This window comes from uncultured Olegusella sp., from assembly GCF_947253395.1.
Lineage (GTDB): Bacteria > Actinomycetota > Coriobacteriia > Coriobacteriales > Atopobiaceae > Olegusella.
Genome location: NZ_CAMXYY010000004.1, coordinates 14626 through 31903 on the forward strand (window position 1 = coordinate 14626; position 17278 = coordinate 31903).

The window sequence follows — 17278 nt, forward strand, 5'->3', positions numbered from 1 at the left end:
CTCATTTTCTATATCCCGAAAGCGGATTGTCACCTCTAGAGTTTGCCCGTTAGAGTTTGCCCGTTAAAGCTTTCCCGTAAGACTGCAGCTTTTGCGGTCATAGTGAGAACCCAAAACATCCTCACAGTACTTATGACAGCTCTCAAGGGTAAGAGCGGTGAGGTTCTTGCTTGCCAGCTCATCAGTGTAATCGGAAAGCTTGTACACACTAAAGTCCGTACCTTCAGCACGCTGAGTTACCACAGGATCAAACTCCCAATTTGTTACCCGTGCACCCTCTTTGTCTTTTACTAACTTCACCTTGACCTGACCACCAAGCGAAGTCATCGTGCCTTCTATCTGATTGGACATAAAGTTGCCCAAAGAATAAAAAATCAGCATTTTGTGACCCGATGTATTGGTCATCGTATCCACAGGCCCTATGGTATGCGGATGAGAACCAATCACGACATCGACGCCAAGCTCATTAAAGAGCTGGGCATAATGCTGCTGAAACTCATCAGGAGTTGCTTGATATTCAGTACCCCAGTGGGCCCACACTATCACCAGATCAGCCTTCTTTTTTGCTCGAGCCACATCCGCGCGAATCGTGTCGTCATCAAAGAGATGCGTGGCATAGGGGTTGGATTCAGGAATGGGAATGCCGTTGGTATCGTAGGTATAATTCAAAAATGCCACGCGAAAGCCCTCTTTTTCGTAGACATAAATGTTTTCGTAGCTTTCCTTACTATCTGCCATGCCAATGATGACTGTCTTGGGATGTTGCTCACGCCAAAACGCAAGCTCTGCGCTTATGCCCTCTGCACCCATATCCAGCACGTGGTTAGATGCCTTAACGAGTACGTCCCAACCTGCTTTGACCTCGGAATCACCAATTTCTGTAGGCCCATTAAAGGCAGGATAGCCCGAATAGCCAAAGTCCTTGCCACCCAAAATCGTCTCTTGGCTCAATAAGGCAAGGTCGGCGGCCTGTACTTCTTTGGTCACATGCTTCCACAGATGGTCATAGTTATAGCTACCATCAGATTTTTGGCCACTTTTGATGACGGGACCATGCACAACCACATCACCCGAGGCCAGCAAATTAATGGTAACTTGATCTTTCTTTTTTTCAGCTTGCACATCGAGATCGCCCACAATGGGCATGTGCTCGCCCTCAAAAAGTTTAGCTGCTGTACTCGCACCAAGGCTCACGGCGCCACTAACAAGCTTACTTATCACGATGATCAACAGCAAAGCTCCAGCTGCAACGCTCAGCCAATTCCAAATTGGCCTACGGGAATGATGATTATTGTTTGTTACTCTCCTATGCGGCTTTGAACTCATCGTCTACCTCCTGCTGCACAACGCATATTGTTCTCTATAGTGTCTCATGCCTCACCACTTTCGTCTGCCTTTCACCTCCCAGTAATTCTGCAGACGGCAAAAGCTTTACAGACGCGTCATAATGTGAAAGTTAGCCGCAAAGTCATCTGGTACAAGATGCAAGCGACAAGCAGAGAAAGTTTTGGTTGTCTGCAAGCAGAACCATCCAGCTGCAGGCATTTTTTTGAGGAGGCAAAGGTGTCGATTACCCCCGAAGAGGTCGCCGAGACCCGAAGTATGGTTGCCGAACAGCACCTTGATCTACGTACTATCACCATGGGCATCTCCCTTTTGGGTTGCGCTGACGAAGATATCGATCGCATGGCAACCAAGGTATATGACCGCATCACCCAGACTGCCGAGCAATTAGTACCTGTAGCCGCCCAACTCGAGCGCGAGTATGGCATTCCTATTGCCAACAAGCGCGTCTCAGTTACACCGATTGCGCAGGTAGCGGCAGCTTGTGTAGACAACGATTTTTCACCACTCGCACAGGCGATGGATCGCGCTGCCGAAACTCTAGGCATTGATTTTATGGGCGGCTTTTCTGCTTTGGTACAAAAAGGCATGGGTGCCGCCGACCGGAAACTCATCGATTCAATCCCTGAAGCACTCGCGTCAACCACACGCGTGTGTTCTTCAGTCAACGTTGCAAGCTTGCGCGCTGGCATCAACATGGATGCCGTTATGCTCATGGCACAAAAGATGATTGATGCCGCACGTCTCACCACCGATATCAACTGTTACGGTGCAGCAAAGCTCGTTGTCTTTGCCAATATGGTTGAGGACTCTCCTTTTATGGCAGGCGCTGTACATGGTAGTGGTGAAGCAGATGCCGTCATCAATGTAGGCGTTTCTGGCCCTGGCGTCATGGCAGCAGCGCTGGAGCGCCTGCCTGAGGATGCCGATTTGATGGATGTGGCTGAAGAAATCAAATGTAGCGCTTTTAAGATTACCCGCGCGGGAGAGCTGATGAGTCGCGAAGCAGCACGCCGCCTCGGTGTCGCAAAAGGCATTGTCGATTTGTCGCTCGCGCCCACTCCTGCTGCAGGCGATTCGGTTGCACGCATCTTGGAAATCATTGGTGTTGGTACCTGTGGAGGCCCTGGCACTACGTGCGCGCTTGCTCTGCTTAACGATTGCGTTAAAAAAGGCGGCGTGATGGCAAGCTCCAGCGTGGGCGGCCTGTCAGGTGCTTTTATCCCTGTATCTGAAGATATGGGCATGATTGCTGCTGTTGAGGCGGGAGCCTTGTCACTAGAAAAGCTTGAGGCTATGACCTGCGTCTGCTCGGTCGGCCTCGATATGATTGCAATTCCAGGAGACACGCCAGTTGAAGCTATTGCCGGCATCATCGCAGATGAAATGGCTATCGGTGTTATCAACAATAAAACCACCGCTGTCCGTCTCATCCCCGCAATTGGTCATAAGGAAGGCGACGTATTGGAATACGGTGGCCTCTTTGGTTCTGCACCAGTCATGCCCGTCAATCCGCATGCAGGCAGCGTGCTTGCACATCGCGGCGGTCGTTTCCCCGCTCCTCTCAACTCGCTCAAAAATTAGATTCTATGCACAAAGAGCAGGACATATCGGCAGTTCAAAGACTCATATACCAGGTGAGGCGCCTGGGCTTGGCACTGCTTACTACGGCCCTTGCAGGGGTAGGCGTGCTTGTAGTCACCACCTTCCAAAAAACTCAAATCAGAGACCAAGCAGAACCTGTCACTTCAACTTTTTCGGATTTTACAGGCTCATCTGCCTATAGCACTTCTCGCATAACGACAGGATATGCAGTCAAAGAGCCTGATACAGAGGCACAAGACGAGATCGAACCATTTGCAAGTACTGCGAGTCTGCTGCCTCTTTTCTTTGACGAACACAATCAATCCTATCTGCAAAATCCCCAAGCGACTGCACTTCTAAAAAGTGACGCTATGGGCGATCTTGCCGACGAGATTTCCCTGCTTGAAGCAGATGGTTACAGCGTGGGCGTTGTTTTGCTGGATATTCAGACAAAACGACAACTGACCTATCACGCCGATGAAGTTTTTTATCCTGCAAGCAGTATCAACTACCGCACTAACTACAACGAGCGACTAACAGCTCAAAGGAGGAAATTGCTCATCTGCGACTTCCAAGTAAGGGGTACAGGGGTTCGTGCATCCCCACACTTAAGAGAAAAAGCGGTAGCCTGAGAGGGAAAAGCGGTATGGCTCTAACCCAGAAAGCGAACTTCAGGCTCCATATGGACGCCAAACTGACGCTCAACCTCATCTTGGACATGCGCAATCACCGCACGAACATCGGCTGCAGTTGCGCCGCCTAGATTGACAACAAAGCCAGCATGCTTGGTTGATATACCTGCACCACCATACTGGTAGCCCCTAAGCCCTGCATCGGTAATCAACTTACCCGCAAAATAACCTTCAGGACGCTTGAAGGTTGAGCCTGCACTTGGCAATTCCAACGGCTGTTTTTCTTCTCGACGCAAAGTGAAGTCATCCATCTTGGCACGGATTTTTTTGGGGTCGCCACAACGAAGAGCAAAACTTGCGCTTACCACTACCAGATTGTCCGTCTTGACGCGGCTGGTACGATAACCCATGGCAAGTTCATCAATGCCAAGAGTCTGCTGCTCACCTGTTGGCAAAATCACACGAACACAAGACAAGACATCAGCGATACAGCCATCGTAGGCACCAGCATTCATAAAGCAGGCGCCACCCACAGATCCTGGGATGCCACAGGCAAACTCAAGACCTGTCAGGCCCAATTCACACGCCATCTCGGACGCCTCGCGCAAAGGCACACCCGCCTCACAGGTCAGCAGCTCATCGTCAGCAGTAACGCCTGTCAGACCATCCGCAAGACCAATAATCACACCGCGGTAGCCCTCATCAGCAACAAGCAGATCAGAGCCCTTGCCCAAGACAAAATACGGTACTTCTCGCTCACGGCAAATATCAAGAATCTCCGCAAGTTCGGCTGCATCTTCAGGAATCACATACAGATCGGCGGGACCACCAATCTTGAAAGTCGTATGCTCACTCATAGGCTCGTTGAGAAGAACATCTTCCTCTCCTACTATCGAGCGAAACTTCCACGCCAGACCCTCAAGGTCATAAGCAGACTCCGACATCGTACTCCCGTCCTCGCGGTATAAGACATCACTAGTTTGACAGATTTGAACTGCTTCGTCACACCGCCCAAAGCAGCGCAGCATAGGCAAGCATACCCACAACAGCACTCCAAATGAGCGACCCTGTCTTTTTTGCAACAAAAATGACGGGCAGCGCAGCCACAAAAGGCAGTATTCCTGCTTTGGGATCTCCCATCAACAGCTCAGGCTGAATAAGATCATTTGCCACCAACGCCGCAAAAGCAGTTACGGGTATCAATGAAAATGCCTCTTCAACGCGCTCGGGTAGGGTACGTCCTTTGAGCAGTAAAATAGGCGCCACACGACAGACAAGCATCTCAAGCAAAACGCCCGCATAAATAAGAAGATAGCTCGCATAGGGACTCATGATTTCACCGCCCCATACACCGTACCTGCTATTACGCCCAGCAAAGCCCCGATAAAGACTGCTAGTCCACCCAGCCCTATCAGCTTGCAAACAGTAACGCCCAGCACCGCTACTACCAAGGCAAGTATTGCTTCGATACGCATTTGCTGGCCCACAAGCAGGCAAATAAAAATAGCCGTCATGGCAAAAGAGGTAATTCCTGTTGGCAAAGCAAGCAGAGGTCCCACCATCGCACCGATGCAGTTTGCGCTTGCCCACGAAAACATACTTTCAAGATTTATTGCCAATGCATCTTGAGGGGTCCAGTCCTCACCAGCGCGTGAGAGTTTGTCGAGATTGATGCCAAAGGTTTCGTCAGTTACCGTTGCTGAAAAAACCACCGTGAGTAGGCGGCTTGTTTTGCGAAAAAAAGGTGCAAAGGCCGCCGAATAAAGTACTTGGCGCGTATTAACAAGAGAAATCGAAGCGATAATCGCAAGCGGACTTGCCCCTGCAAGCACCATATTGGGGAACATAAACTGACCCGCACCTGAATAGATCGTTGCACTTACAACAAAACAAGCCCATGCGGGAACACCTACCTGAGCTGCAAGAATACCGCTCGGCAGACCAATGGCCAAGTAGCCCAACATGACGGGCAATGCCACAGGAATCGTTTTTTTAAGTCTTTTTATCATGTGAAACATTCTAATAGCTTGGGAGTCTTATTGCGACAAAGTCTGCGGTGGCACAATTACGTCAAAACGCACGGCTTTACCTAAAAGACTATAGCTAGGATGTGAAGCGGCAAGTGTTGGCGCCTTGAGAGGTCGCTTAATAACCACTTTGCGCGGGTTTGCTGCAAGCGCAGCATGTAACAGCGCTCTTTCATCAGTGCATGGTTGCTCTAGCTGATGTAAGAGCTGGAATTTCTTCTTGACTGCCGCTGACTTGCTGCGACCTGGAAACATCGGGTCAAGATAGACGACATCCACCTTGTTTGCCAAGCGAGGCAGCACGTCAACACTATTGTTTTCAAAGAGCTGCATACGTGCAACGACAGGTGCTAGCTGGGCTATACCTGCCGCTCGTTGCAAGCCATCATGCAGTAATGCCGCAATGACTGCATCGTTTTCAAAAAGCAAAACTTTGCAACCTGCCGCGGCAAAAAGCAGCGAATCCTCGCCCAGACCCGCTGTGGCATCAACCACTACGGCTTGCGTGACAGCTTTAATACGCGCCGCTCGCACTACTAATTCACGTGCCAGTCGATCCTGGCGCAAGCGCGGTAGCAGAGCCATAAAATCACAGCTCAGCTTCATCGTACCATCAGTCAAAACCAAGCCGCATTCGTCTTTGATAAGCTCAAGTCCTGCTTGTCTTGCTTCCTGTTGGGCTTGACCTAAATCTACATCCATCACATCGCCCGTACACCGCTGTAGTTATATGCGCTTGGCAAAGAAAGACACGGCAATAGCGCCTGGGCCGGTATGCGTACCAATGGTGGCACCCATGGGCCAAACGGGAGGCTTTCCCGCCGCGCTCTCCCAAAGATGAGAGCTGTCCTTGATGTATTTGTTGGCAAGATGCGCAGAGGTGCCCGCATAGCCCACATTAAGAGGCAGCTCATAGTCAATACCACCTACTGCTTCAATCTTTTGGTTAAGCAGGTTTTTGCCATTTTTGGAACCGCGCGCTTTGCCCAAAATACTTATAACGCCATCACGAAGCTCGACCACAGGCTTGATAGAAAGCAGTGCACCCATCGCAGCAGCACCTCCTGTAAGGCGGCCACCACGGCGCAGATACTCAAGGGTGTCAAGCAATACCACGACGCGCAAATCGCGCTTACGCAGCTCGAGTTCCTTGACGATTTGCTCGCAACTCATGCCTTCGCGAGCCATGCGAAGTGCCCACTCGACCAGCGCGCGCTGACCCACGCAGGCTGAGCCCGACTCAATGATATGCACGCGCGCTGCATACTCAGAATCGATCGCTTCAATTTCGGAAAGTGCGAGCTGAGCGCTCTGATACGTACCTGAAAGACCAGATGCAATGGTAACGACTACCACATCTTCGTTCGCCTCACGAGCGGACAGATACGCCTCACGAAAAAGCCCCGGGGCGGGCTGGCTTGTCTTGGGCAACATATCCGACTCAACTAACAACTCGTAAAAACGCTGTGGAGTCAAATCGATGCCATCGGAATAGACCTTTGCGTTGGTGCCTTCACCAAAGGTGATGGACAGAGGAACAATTTCAAGGCCTTGCTGAGAACCCTGAGCAATATCGGATGCAGAATCGGTAATGATGCGGATTGACATGGTCTACCTCCACTTCACTGCCGACCAAAAGACCGGCATTTATGCCTATTATTCACCTAGCAAGCGCATTTTTGACGCGGAAAGCCTCAATTCAAATACTAAAAGCTCTTAGCTAAATGCAAAAAACGTAACTCAAGCTTGATTTTCAAACTCAACGCAAACACTTGCTCTTAGGATAATCGAACAGCAATAGTGCCGTCTACTTCTTTGAAATGATAGTATGAACCGGCAATGTTTACGGTAAAAGTATGAGCCACGTAACTTTTTGGCGTGGGTAAGTAGCCCGCGCCAAGGTCGCAGCATGTCAAGAGTAACTGGTGAAAGGTCGAATGTGAAAACTAAGATATCAACAAACTCTCCCGAAAAGTCCGCAGATAGCGACTCTACTGGTGAGCTTACGGCTACGGGTCTCGTAATAGGCATCATTGGCTGCATCATCATCACAGCCTCATCTGTCTATACCGCGCTTAAAATGGGCGCACTTCCTTGGCCAACGATTTTTACCTCAATTACGGCGCTCACTCTGTTGCGCGCTTTTGGTCATCGCAGCTTAAACGAAGCAAATATTACACAGATCATTATGTCTGCAGGCTCCATGGTTGCGGGTGGCCTCGCGTTTACCATTCCCGCAGCGTGGATGCTCGGTATGGCTGACCGCGTCAACTGGGTGGTCATGCTGCTCGTGGCGCTCGGTGGTACCTTGCTGGGTCTTAGTTGGACAGCACTTTTTCGCCGTCGTTTAGTGGAGCGTTCAGGATTGGAATACCCCATCGGTATTGCTGCAGCACAGACCTTAGAAGCAAGTACCGCTGGCGGGAGTACGGGCAAAAAACTCTTTGGCTCAATGGCGGTAGCTGGTCTTTGGAGTATCGCACGCGATGTATTGGCTCTCATGCCGCCCATCGTAGCCCAGCTTCCCATTCCTGGCATTGCATTTGGTATCTATAACTCACCCATGATGCTTTCTGTCGGCTTTCTTGTAGGTGGTAGTGCTGTAGCGTTTTGGCTGTGCGGCGCTCTGCTTGCCAACTTTGGTCTCACGGTAGGAGGTAGCGCACTTGGACTCTGGGACCTTGCGACCGCAAGCCGCATTGTGCCAAGTTTAGGTATGGGTCTGATGATGGGATCTGGCGCTGGCGTTATCGTCAAAGACATCATTCCTCAGTTTGTTTTTTTCTTGCGCCAATCCAAGCACCGTGATGCCATACAAAGCGATGATACCGCTGAGTCGGCTTGGCTCTCTCGTACCGATGCGGGGGCTTTGGGTTTGCTGATAGCTGCTGCGGCACTGCTCATTTGCTTTGGCTTGGGGCTCGGTCCTGTAGCAATGCTCGTTATTGTGGCGCTCAGTTTTGTGACCACTATCATGAGCGCACAGTCTGTTGGCCAAACAGGCATCGATCCCATGGAAATTTTTGGCCTCATTGTGTTGCTAGCCGTTGCTGCCTTGGGAGAAGCTGACGAAGTTAAGCTTTTCTTTGTCGCAGGTATCGTGGCTGTCGCTTGTGGTCTTGCCGGAGATGTGATGAGTGACTTCAAGACAGGTCAGCTCCTTGGCACCAGTCCTCGTGCCATGTGGAAGGGTCAGGCTATCGGTGCTCTGCTTGGCTGTTTAATTTCGGTTGCGGTTATGGCAGCACTGCTTGCGGCACATGGTGCAGACGCTTTTGGTCCTGGCAAGGAATTTGTCTCGGCCCAGGCTTCTGTTGTTGCAACAATGGTTGCTGGTATCCCAAGCCTTTCTGCCTTTATTGCAGGCATTGTTGCAGGAGTGGTGCTGCACTGCTTTGGCCTACCTGCCATGATGCTCGGACTAGGCGTTTACCTGCCTCTTTATCTGTCACTCACCGCTCCTATTGGGGCACTTGTTAAGTTTATCTATGACCGCATGCGTCCTCAGAACAAAGGCGACGAGGACGGCATTGTCATAGCCTCTGGTCTGCTTGGTGGCGAATCCATCGTCGGCGTTATAATCGCATTGATTGCCGTTGCCACCGGTTTGCTTGCCTAGTGTCTCGGCGTGGCGTAGCGTGGCGTGAAAATACTGCGCTCACAGACAGATAATAAATTGCTTATATTGCAGAAGAACTTAAGAAAAACTTAGGGAATCGTATACCTCTTGACTAGGTTTGGGCATCATCATAGTGTCATCAGCAAACAGCTCAGATGTTCAAGGAGGGACATCATGTGGGAGCGTTATGAACTAAAAGAAAAAGCCAAGAGGAGTCTGCGAGCCAACTATTGGAAAACCGTCTTGGTTGCTTTTTTGGTAGCAGCAATTGCAGGTGCTGGCGTGGGTGCAAGTGCTGGGACAGCTGCTAATGCGGCATTTCAGGAAGTCACCAAGGGAGCTGGGAGCGCAGCTTACAGCTCGTCTGAGTACTACAGCAGTAGCGACCCCGAATTTTTTGATGACTTTGATGAGGACTTTGAATACGGCTTTAGCGAAGATGAGGATAGCTTTGTCCTGAATAACTCAGACATAGCTTTTCCACACCATGAATACGACGATTCATCTCTGCCTGCCATTGTGCTGCTGCCATTTTTGGGCTTGGGTATCCTGGCGATTGTTGTGGCTATAGCTGCCGCAGCCGCCATACAAATTCTTATCTACAATCCCCTGCGTGTTGGCATAAACCGCTTTTTCCTGCGCAACCTCCATCAACCCGCCAATGTTGCTGAGGTTGGTCGTGGCTTTGACCGCAACTTTAGTGAAAACTTCAAAACGCTCTTCTTTATGGATTTGTACATCTTTGCTTGGTCTTTGTTGCTCGTTATCCCCGGTATCATCAAGTTCTATGAGTACCGCATGATTCCTTATCTTTTGGCAGATGACCCCACCATGACCCGCGAGCGTGCGTTTGCGGAGAGTCGTCAGATGATGGATGGTAATAAGTGGCAGACCTTTGTACTAGACCTGTCCTTTATCCCTTGGCATCTGCTTGCTGGCTTGACCCTGGGCATTCTCGACATCTTTTATGTGGAGCCCTACATCCAAATGACTTACGCCGCTCTTTACGAGACGCTACGCTATAACACGAGTTCGTCTTATCTGCCCTTTAGTGCGGATGAGCAAAACAGCAGCTGGAACGCTTCTGCCAACCATGGTCCTGTACCCCCTACGGTAAGCTATCCCATGAGCACTACTTCTGTAGCTGTAGCTCCTGTCGAAACTCCTAGCGATGAAGCTTTCACTCCAGAAGTGCCCTCTACAGAGCAATCTACGGAAGACGCCCGTGATGAGGGTGCTGCCAGTGATGAGAACGCTGTTCACGATGAGGGTGCTGCTAGCGATACGGGTACTGCTGCAGCTGAGGATACCGAGAGCAACGAGGACAATAGCCCCCATAGCTCTCGTCCAAGCGATGCCGACGAAACGGCGCTTCTCTAAGTGAGACTCACCTCACGCTAAGTTTGCATCACTTTCTAGCGTTAGCATTTGCCTTGAGATGCGCCGCCCGGGCATTACACTCGAGCGGCGCCTGTGCAGTTAAAGGGGAGATTACATGAGCAGCAATGAACATCGTTGCATTCTGATTGCCGATGATGAAGCGGAGATTCGCGAGGTCTTACGTCTCTACCTAGAAAATGCTGGTTATCAGGTAGTAGAAGCATCAGATGGTCAAGAAGCACTCGATGTTCTTGCAGATCAGCCCATTGACTTGTGTCTTTTGGACATCATGATGCCCAAGGTGAACGGTTATGAGATTCTCCGTCAGCTACGCGCCACAGCACCCACGCCCGTAATTTTGATTTCGGCAAAGGGTCAGGATGCTGAGCGTGTTATTGGCTTGGATTTAGGTGCCGATGACTATTTAGTCAAACCCTTTAATCCCCTAGAGGCAGTTGCGCGCTCCAATGCATTGATGCGCCGCGTGTACGCTATTGATGCACAACCCCTTCCCTCCCAACCTGTAGCTGCAGAAACATCAAGCACCGCTGCAGCCACCGCATCCCCTCAAGCTGAGCATAATGAAAATCGCCAGCTGAGCGTGCGCGACCTTGTGCTTGACTTAGATGCCTGCGAGCTCACCCGTGCAGGCAAACCCATCGAGCTTACTTCGGTGGAATTCCGCGTGATGGAACTTCTGATGGGACATCCTGGACGCGTTTTTACCAAGCAACAAATTTACGAAAAGGGCTGGGGAGAAACCTACATGGCCGCTGAAAATAACGTCATGGTATGTATTAGCAAGCTTCGCTCCAAACTCTCCGACGATGCAAATGTCTACATCCGCACCATTCGCGGCCTTGGCTACCGTTTGGAGCGCTAGTTATGACACCCCACACCAAGCCAGAGGTACCCGCGAATAACGCCAATGAACTCGGATCTTTTAACGGGTATCTCAGCGTTAGATTTTTGCTGGTATGTAGTTTGGTGGTCTTTATCGAATGGATTATCTGGCCCTTCGCTAAGCGAATTGTTTTCCGTCATTCCTTTGCGCTTCTCGCAACAGCAGTAAAAGGCAATACAGGAGCCTGGACTCACGGTATCGCTACCTCACTCTTTGGCATATCGCTGATATTTGCTCCCTTACTTGTCGGTTCACTACTCTTTGCCCGCATGATTGAGCGTCGCGTCAAACAAGAACAAAAGAGGCGCGATCTTGAGCAAGCAAAGCTCTACGCTCGGCGCAATCTCATGATTACTGATATGGCCCACGATTTGCGCACACCTGTGATGAGTATCGGTGGTCTTGCCCAAGCGCTAGCAGACGGCCTCGTAAGCAACCCTGCCGACCAAGAACGTTATCTGCGTTCTATCCAAGCAAAAGCTGATCGTATGGGACGCTTAACTGACGTACTTTTTGATTTTACCAAGCTCGAAAGTGAAAATTATGCCCTCACTCGAGAGCGCTGCGACCTACCACAAATCGTACTAAGCGAAGCTGCTGCCAGCTATACCGATGCGGAAGAAGCAGGGATGACACTTGAGGTTGAGGTGCCCGAAACGCCCCTTCCTATCTACGCTGACGCGCATCAACTCGGTCGTGTCTTTGCTAACCTTATCACCAATGCCATCAGACATAATCCCGCTGGTACCACCATCTATGTAGGACTTGTTCATCTTGCAGGAGCCGTCGCTGTCGTTATTGGCGATACAGGTATACCCATCACCGGAGATACCGATGCGCTTTTTGAACCTTTCTCACGCGGCGATATGGCACGTAACACCAATTTAAACGGCAGTGGCCTGGGGCTTTCCATTGCAAAAAAGATTGTCGATCTTCACGGCTATCAAATACGCCTTGACCAGCCATACGGATGGCTAAGCAAGGCGTTTGTGGTAACGTGCACTATTGAAGACTAAGGCTCGCTCAGCACACTAACTACAGCTCATTTAGCTGCAACTCATTTAGGCTTTTTTTCTCATTTCTTAAGAAAGAATAAGCTTAGATGTAAGGTTGTCCTAAGATTTTCCTTCTACTATTAAAGTTATCCTTGTCACACTGCTGAACGGATACGTCAACATTTTAAACTCGACGCATTGAGAGCATCGCGCACCATGGAAGGAAAAGTATGACCTATACAAACGTTCTTCAATGGCTTGAGGAGTCAGCCCAGCGACATGCTGACAAGATTTCATATGCAGACGATAAAAAAGAACTAAGCTACTCTGAGCTCCTCACTCAAGTTCAAAGCGTAGGCAGTACGCTCGCACACCGTGGTAAAGCACAGCAGGCAATAGCCGTTCTGCTCCCTCGTGGGGTCGATCAGGTTGTCGCGCTCTTGGGTATCGCCGCTGCTGGTGGCCATTATGCCATCCTAGATGCTGAGTCTCCTCGCGAGCGTCTCGCGAACATCGTGACATCCTTTAAGCCAGCAGCAATTTTGGTCTGCGATCAAACTGCCCAGCTTGGAGAAGAGCTACTTCCTGGCGCTTGTATCGCTATCGACGAGGCTTCATCAGGGGATATCGATACCACCATGTTGGCCGATATTCGTTGCAAGACTCACCCCGACGATTTACTTTATGTACTCTATACATCAGGTTCAACTGGTATGCCCAAAGGTGTCATGGTAAGCCATGCCAATGTCATTTCCTATGTCAGCTGGTTTGCAAACTGCTTTGACATCAGCGATGAGACCATATTTGGAAGCCAGACACCGCTGTACTTCTCGATGTCTGTCTCGGATATGTTTGCCACCATTCGCCAAGGCGCTACGATGCACATCATCCCCAAGCAACTCTTTAGTTGGCCAGTGCCCCTTGTAAACTGGCTTAACGAACGTAAGGTCAACACTATCTATTGGGTACCCACTGCTCTTGGGATGCTCTCTCGTTGGGATGTACTATCCGTCGCTCCGCTAGAACATATCTGCAAAGTTCTTTTTGCCGGCGAGGTAATGCCTACACCCACACTCAATTACTGGATGGACAAGCTACCCAAAGCAAAGTTTGCCAATCTCTTTGGCCCCACCGAAACTACCGATATTTGTACCTATTACAAGGTTAACAGGCGCTTGTCTGACGAGGAATCGCTGCCTATAGGTCGTGTCTGCGAGGGCATGAAAGCTATTGTGATACGCGAAGACGGTCAAGAAGCTGGCATTGATGATGAGGGCGAACTGTATGTAGGTGGACCTTTTGTTGCCCGGGGATATTTGGGCAATGCCAAGCGAACCGCAGAAACATTTGTTACCAATCCACTCGATGCACATGACCCGCAGCTCTATTATCGCACGGGCGATATTGTTCGACCTGCCCGTGATGGTGATTTGCGTTATGTGAGCCGCAGAGACTTCCAAATCAAACGCAACGGCTATCGCATCGAATTGGGTGAAATTGAGGCTGCTGCAGCTGCATGTGAGGGTGTCGCAAGTTGCGCGGCTATCTGGGAGCCTACGCAAGGTCATATTGTTATCTTTGCTTCAGGTAACAAACTCAACAAAGACGAGCTACACAAACAGCTGACTCATCGCCTGCCCACCTATATGATGCCTGACAACATCAACTTGCTGCCCACACTACCTCTTAATGCCAATGGCAAAATCGATCGTCATGCTTTGCTTGATGCTTGTTGTGTGTAGCTTTACCTGCTGTTTTTTACTTCTATATACTGTTCAACGGTCATTTTTTAAAAGAAGGGGAATGCCATGGATGAAATCAAAGAGCAAGTACGCGATATGCTGCAGGAGATTCTTCCTGATGTTGATATCGACAACACCGATGACCTTGTAGGTTCAGGTGCCATCGACTCGATGACCTCTATTATGCTCGTGAGTGCTCTCGAAGACGAGTTTGAGGTTCGCGTGTCTCCCCTAGAAATGACACCCGATAACTTTGCTTCTGTTGATTCCATTGCGGCACTTATTGAGCGCCTCCTCGACGAATAGAGTATAACGTGTCCCTCACAGCCTGGAAGGGTCTGGCACTCTATCTTGGAGTGTTTCTCCCTTTTGTCTACCTTGCCTATTTTATTGTCCCTAAGCGGTGGCGCTGGATTATTTTGTTGGCTGCCAGCTACGCTTTCTTCTGGAACTCCAGCAAGATCTTGGTGGTCTATCTCATTGCAGCCACCTTGGTCACCTGGATCAGCGGGCTACTTATTGAGCGGGCAAGAAATTCCATTCAAAAGCCTGAGGGACGTAAAGAAACCCGCGATGAACGTAAACAGCGTCGTGCTATCACCCAAAAGCGTATGCGCCTGGTATGCACCATCGGTACCCTCATTTTGCTGGGTATTCTTGTGATACTCAAATATGGTACCTTTATTCAGAGCATCTTTATTGGTCTGCTTAACGCTGATGCCAAGATTTTGCCGGCAGCAGTTGCGCTACCGCTGGGTATCTCGTTTTACACCATGTCTGCGGTAGGCTATGTCATTGACGTATACCGAGGTAAATACCCTGCCTGCCACAATCTGGGGACCATTGCGCTCTTTTTGTCCTTCTTCCCTACACTCACCGAAGGTCCCATTGGGCGCTTTGACAAACTCGCGCCACAGCTACGTGCTGGAGAGATTGCCCGTCGTGAACGTTTAGTCTATGGCCTACAACTCATCGTTTGGGGCATGATAAAAAAGATTGTCATTGCCGATCGTATTGCACCTTTGGTAGATATGATTTTTACCAACCACACCTCCTACGAGGGCGTTATGGTCATCATTGCTGCGGCGCTTTATACTCTGCAACTCTACGCTGATTTTTCAGGCGTTGTAGATATTGCTCGCGGCAGTGCCGAACTATGCGGCGTCACGTTGGCTCAGAATTTCCGTCAGCCCTTCTTCTCAAAAAGTGTTAATGAATTTTGGCGTCGTTGGCACATGACGCTCGGTGGATGGCTGCGCGACTATGTTTTTTATCCTGTATCGCTATCAGGTGCTACAAGGGCACTTTCAACTTGGGCACGCAAGCATCTTAAGGGCAACGCCGTACGCATTGTGCCAACTCTTTTGCCTTTGCTTGCCGTATGGTCTGCTACAGGTATTTGGCACGGTGCCGCTTGGAAATACCTCGCCTATGGCCTGTACTACTTTGCACTAGTCATAGTAGGCATGGTACTGGAACCTTTGTTTGCTGCTTTCTTTGAGCGCGCGGGTATCAAGCGCGATGGTCTGCTTAATCAGGGTATCGCAATGATACGCACCGTAGTGCTGGTCATTGTCGGCATGATGCTGTTCCGCGCCGATACGCTCACTGACTTTGTACAGATGTTTAAGTCTATCTTTGCTGGCCCAGGCACAGAACCACTCGTTGACAATCTGTGGCTTAGCTTCCGCGTCTCTGCTGCCGACCTCAGCATTGCGCTTATTGGCGGCGCATTAATGCTTGCTGTCGATATTACTCATGAGTGTGATATCGCCCTACGTCCGCTGTTACTCAGGCATGGTACGGCACTGCGCTGGGCAGTGGGCATTGCTTTGGTCGCTTTTATGCTGACCTTTGGAGCCTATGGACCTGGCTATGATGCCATTCCCTCGATTTACGCCAACTTCTAGGATGAACCATGATTGAAGAAAAGAAGAACTGCGAGACGGCTGCAACAAAGCAGCATGTTGCTGGGCAACAGCCTTCCGCCGAGAAAAAACACTCAGACACGCCGTCCCTCCTGCATGGCATTATGCGCTCGCTGGGATTTATGGCCGTACTCTATGCAGTTCTGCTGGTTCTTTCTGCGATAGTGACACCACACAACCCTGTGGTCACCTTAGGTTTTCACTACTCTAATCAGTTTGACTATACACTGCTTGACCGCAACAGTCTCGACCTTATCTTTGTTGGCGATTCAAGTGCACAAGGCAGTTTTGCTCCTGAGCTTATTGAAAAACGTATAGGCATCCGCTCATACAATTCTGCTCGTCCACTACAAAAGCTCGCCGAGTCCGATGAGATTGCCACTGACACGTTTAACTATCACCATACCAAGGTTGTTGTTGCCGAAACCAACAACTTCTTCCACCGTACGGGCGTTCGCATGGTTATGCAGGATGTTGGTCGCAGAGTTTGTCCTTTGTTGCGCTACCACAGCAACTGGAAGCTTATTGTCACAGGACACATGGACGACAATCCCCAAGGCATTGCTCCGCATATGGGTTATAAAAAGAAAGATCGAGTAGTCCCGTACAAGGGCGGAGATTATATGAAGGACAAGGGCGACAAGATTTCCTTGACTCCCATCGCCGAGTACTACCTCAACGACCTAAAGAAAAGCTGTGAAGAGCATGGTGCAAAATTAGTGCTGGTGAGCGCCCCAAATGCTCGCGAGTTTAGTTTTGCAAGACATGTTGAGCTTGAACGCTGGGCAAAAAAGAACGGTGTTACCTATTACGACATGAATGATCCCTCATCTAAGGTTGGTATCGACTGGTCGGTCGATTCACGCGACGGTGGTACACATCTTAATCTTGCGGGTGCTACCAAGGCCAGCAACTGGCTCGCCGATCGTCTTTACGCCGACTTTGGCATTGGCCATAAGCCCACTGGGGACCAAAAGTAGCGTCCCAAAAAATGACAGATGGTTCATGTCATGCGGATCCCACATGGCAAATGAAAGATGGTTCAAGCTTCGAGCCTTTTTTCAATAGATGGTTCGTTTGTCGAACTAGAGGAAAATCTGACCTGCACTTTTACACTTGCTTA

Annotated in this window: 16 protein-coding genes; 10 read left to right on the forward strand and 6 right to left on the reverse strand. The window is 50.0% G+C overall.

Annotation, left to right across the window (positions count from 1 at the left end):
• Positions 1-63: 63 nt before the first annotated feature.
• The gene (locus Q0X25_RS00960) at positions 64-1221 is read right to left on the reverse strand and encodes a CapA family protein (protein WP_298578472.1); all 1158 of its coding nucleotides are present in this window, start codon (positions 1219-1221) and stop codon (positions 64-66) included.
• Between the two features lie 342 nt (positions 1222-1563).
• Here Q0X25_RS00960 and Q0X25_RS00965 point away from each other — a divergent pair, with 342 nt between their 5' ends.
• Positions 1564-2928, forward strand: coding sequence for a PFL family protein (locus Q0X25_RS00965; protein ID WP_298578474.1), 1365 nt, complete (start codon positions 1564-1566; stop codon positions 2926-2928).
• A 68-nt stretch (positions 2929-2996) separates the two neighbouring features.
• Complete coding sequence (locus tag Q0X25_RS00970) at positions 2997-3560, forward strand: hypothetical protein (RefSeq protein WP_298578476.1); 564 nt, start codon at positions 2997-2999, stop codon at positions 3558-3560.
• 20 nt (positions 3561-3580) lie between these two features.
• Here Q0X25_RS00970 and murB read toward each other — a convergent pair whose 3' ends face one another.
• Genes murB through Q0X25_RS00995 form a run of 5 tightly spaced genes read right to left on the reverse strand, consistent with a single transcriptional unit; the run spans position 3581 to position 7195 of the window.
• Positions 3581-4504, reverse strand: a complete 924-nt coding sequence (murB, locus tag Q0X25_RS00975; protein ID WP_298578478.1) for a UDP-N-acetylmuramate dehydrogenase — start codon at positions 4502-4504, stop codon at positions 3581-3583.
• A 58-nt stretch (positions 4505-4562) separates the two neighbouring features.
• A complete protein-coding gene (locus tag Q0X25_RS00980) occupies positions 4563-4892 on the reverse strand; it encodes an AzlD domain-containing protein (protein ID WP_298578480.1) in 330 nt (109 codons plus the stop codon).
• On the reverse strand, positions 4889-5569 hold the full coding sequence (locus tag Q0X25_RS00985) for an AzlC family ABC transporter permease (protein WP_298578482.1): 681 nt from the start codon (positions 5567-5569) through the stop codon (positions 4889-4891). The genes Q0X25_RS00980 and Q0X25_RS00985 overlap by 4 nt, the downstream gene beginning before the upstream one ends.
• Before the next feature lie 27 nt (positions 5570-5596).
• A complete protein-coding gene (locus tag Q0X25_RS00990; RefSeq protein WP_298578484.1) occupies positions 5597-6289 on the reverse strand; it encodes a class I SAM-dependent methyltransferase in 693 nt (230 codons plus the stop codon).
• A 24-nt stretch (positions 6290-6313) separates the two neighbouring features.
• Positions 6314-7195, reverse strand: a complete 882-nt coding sequence (locus Q0X25_RS00995; RefSeq protein ID WP_298578486.1) for a DegV family protein — start codon at positions 7193-7195, stop codon at positions 6314-6316.
• A gap of 331 nt (positions 7196-7526) precedes the next feature.
• Between Q0X25_RS00995 and Q0X25_RS01000 the strand changes: the two genes are divergently transcribed.
• The 8 genes from Q0X25_RS01000 to Q0X25_RS01035 all read left to right on the forward strand — a co-directional run bounded on the left by Q0X25_RS01000 (position 7527) and on the right by Q0X25_RS01035 (position 17135).
• Positions 7527-9206, forward strand: a complete 1680-nt coding sequence (locus tag Q0X25_RS01000; RefSeq protein ID WP_298578488.1) for an OPT/YSL family transporter — start codon at positions 7527-7529, stop codon at positions 9204-9206.
• Between the two features lie 174 nt (positions 9207-9380).
• On the forward strand, positions 9381-10586 hold the full coding sequence (locus Q0X25_RS01005; protein ID WP_298578490.1) for a DUF975 family protein: 1206 nt from the start codon (positions 9381-9383) through the stop codon (positions 10584-10586).
• Between the two features lie 115 nt (positions 10587-10701).
• Positions 10702-11469, forward strand: coding sequence for a response regulator transcription factor (locus tag Q0X25_RS01010; RefSeq protein ID WP_298578492.1), 768 nt, complete (start codon positions 10702-10704; stop codon positions 11467-11469).
• 2 nt (positions 11470-11471) lie between these two features.
• Entirely contained in the window at positions 11472-12506 is a 1035-nt protein-coding gene (locus Q0X25_RS01015) for a cell wall metabolism sensor histidine kinase WalK (protein ID WP_298578494.1), read from the forward strand.
• A 209-nt stretch (positions 12507-12715) separates the two neighbouring features.
• The gene (locus Q0X25_RS01020; RefSeq protein ID WP_298578496.1) at positions 12716-14227 is read left to right on the forward strand and encodes an amino acid adenylation domain-containing protein; all 1512 of its coding nucleotides are present in this window, start codon (positions 12716-12718) and stop codon (positions 14225-14227) included.
• Positions 14228-14293: 66 nt separating this feature from the next.
• On the forward strand, positions 14294-14533 hold the full coding sequence (locus tag Q0X25_RS01025; protein ID WP_298578498.1) for an acyl carrier protein: 240 nt from the start codon (positions 14294-14296) through the stop codon (positions 14531-14533).
• Positions 14534-14541: 8 nt separating this feature from the next.
• A complete protein-coding gene (locus Q0X25_RS01030) occupies positions 14542-16137 on the forward strand; it encodes an MBOAT family protein (protein ID WP_298578500.1) in 1596 nt (531 codons plus the stop codon).
• Between the two features lie 8 nt (positions 16138-16145).
• On the forward strand, positions 16146-17135 hold the full coding sequence (locus tag Q0X25_RS01035; protein WP_298578502.1) for an SGNH/GDSL hydrolase family protein: 990 nt from the start codon (positions 16146-16148) through the stop codon (positions 17133-17135).
• Positions 17136-17278 lie beyond the last annotated feature (143 nt).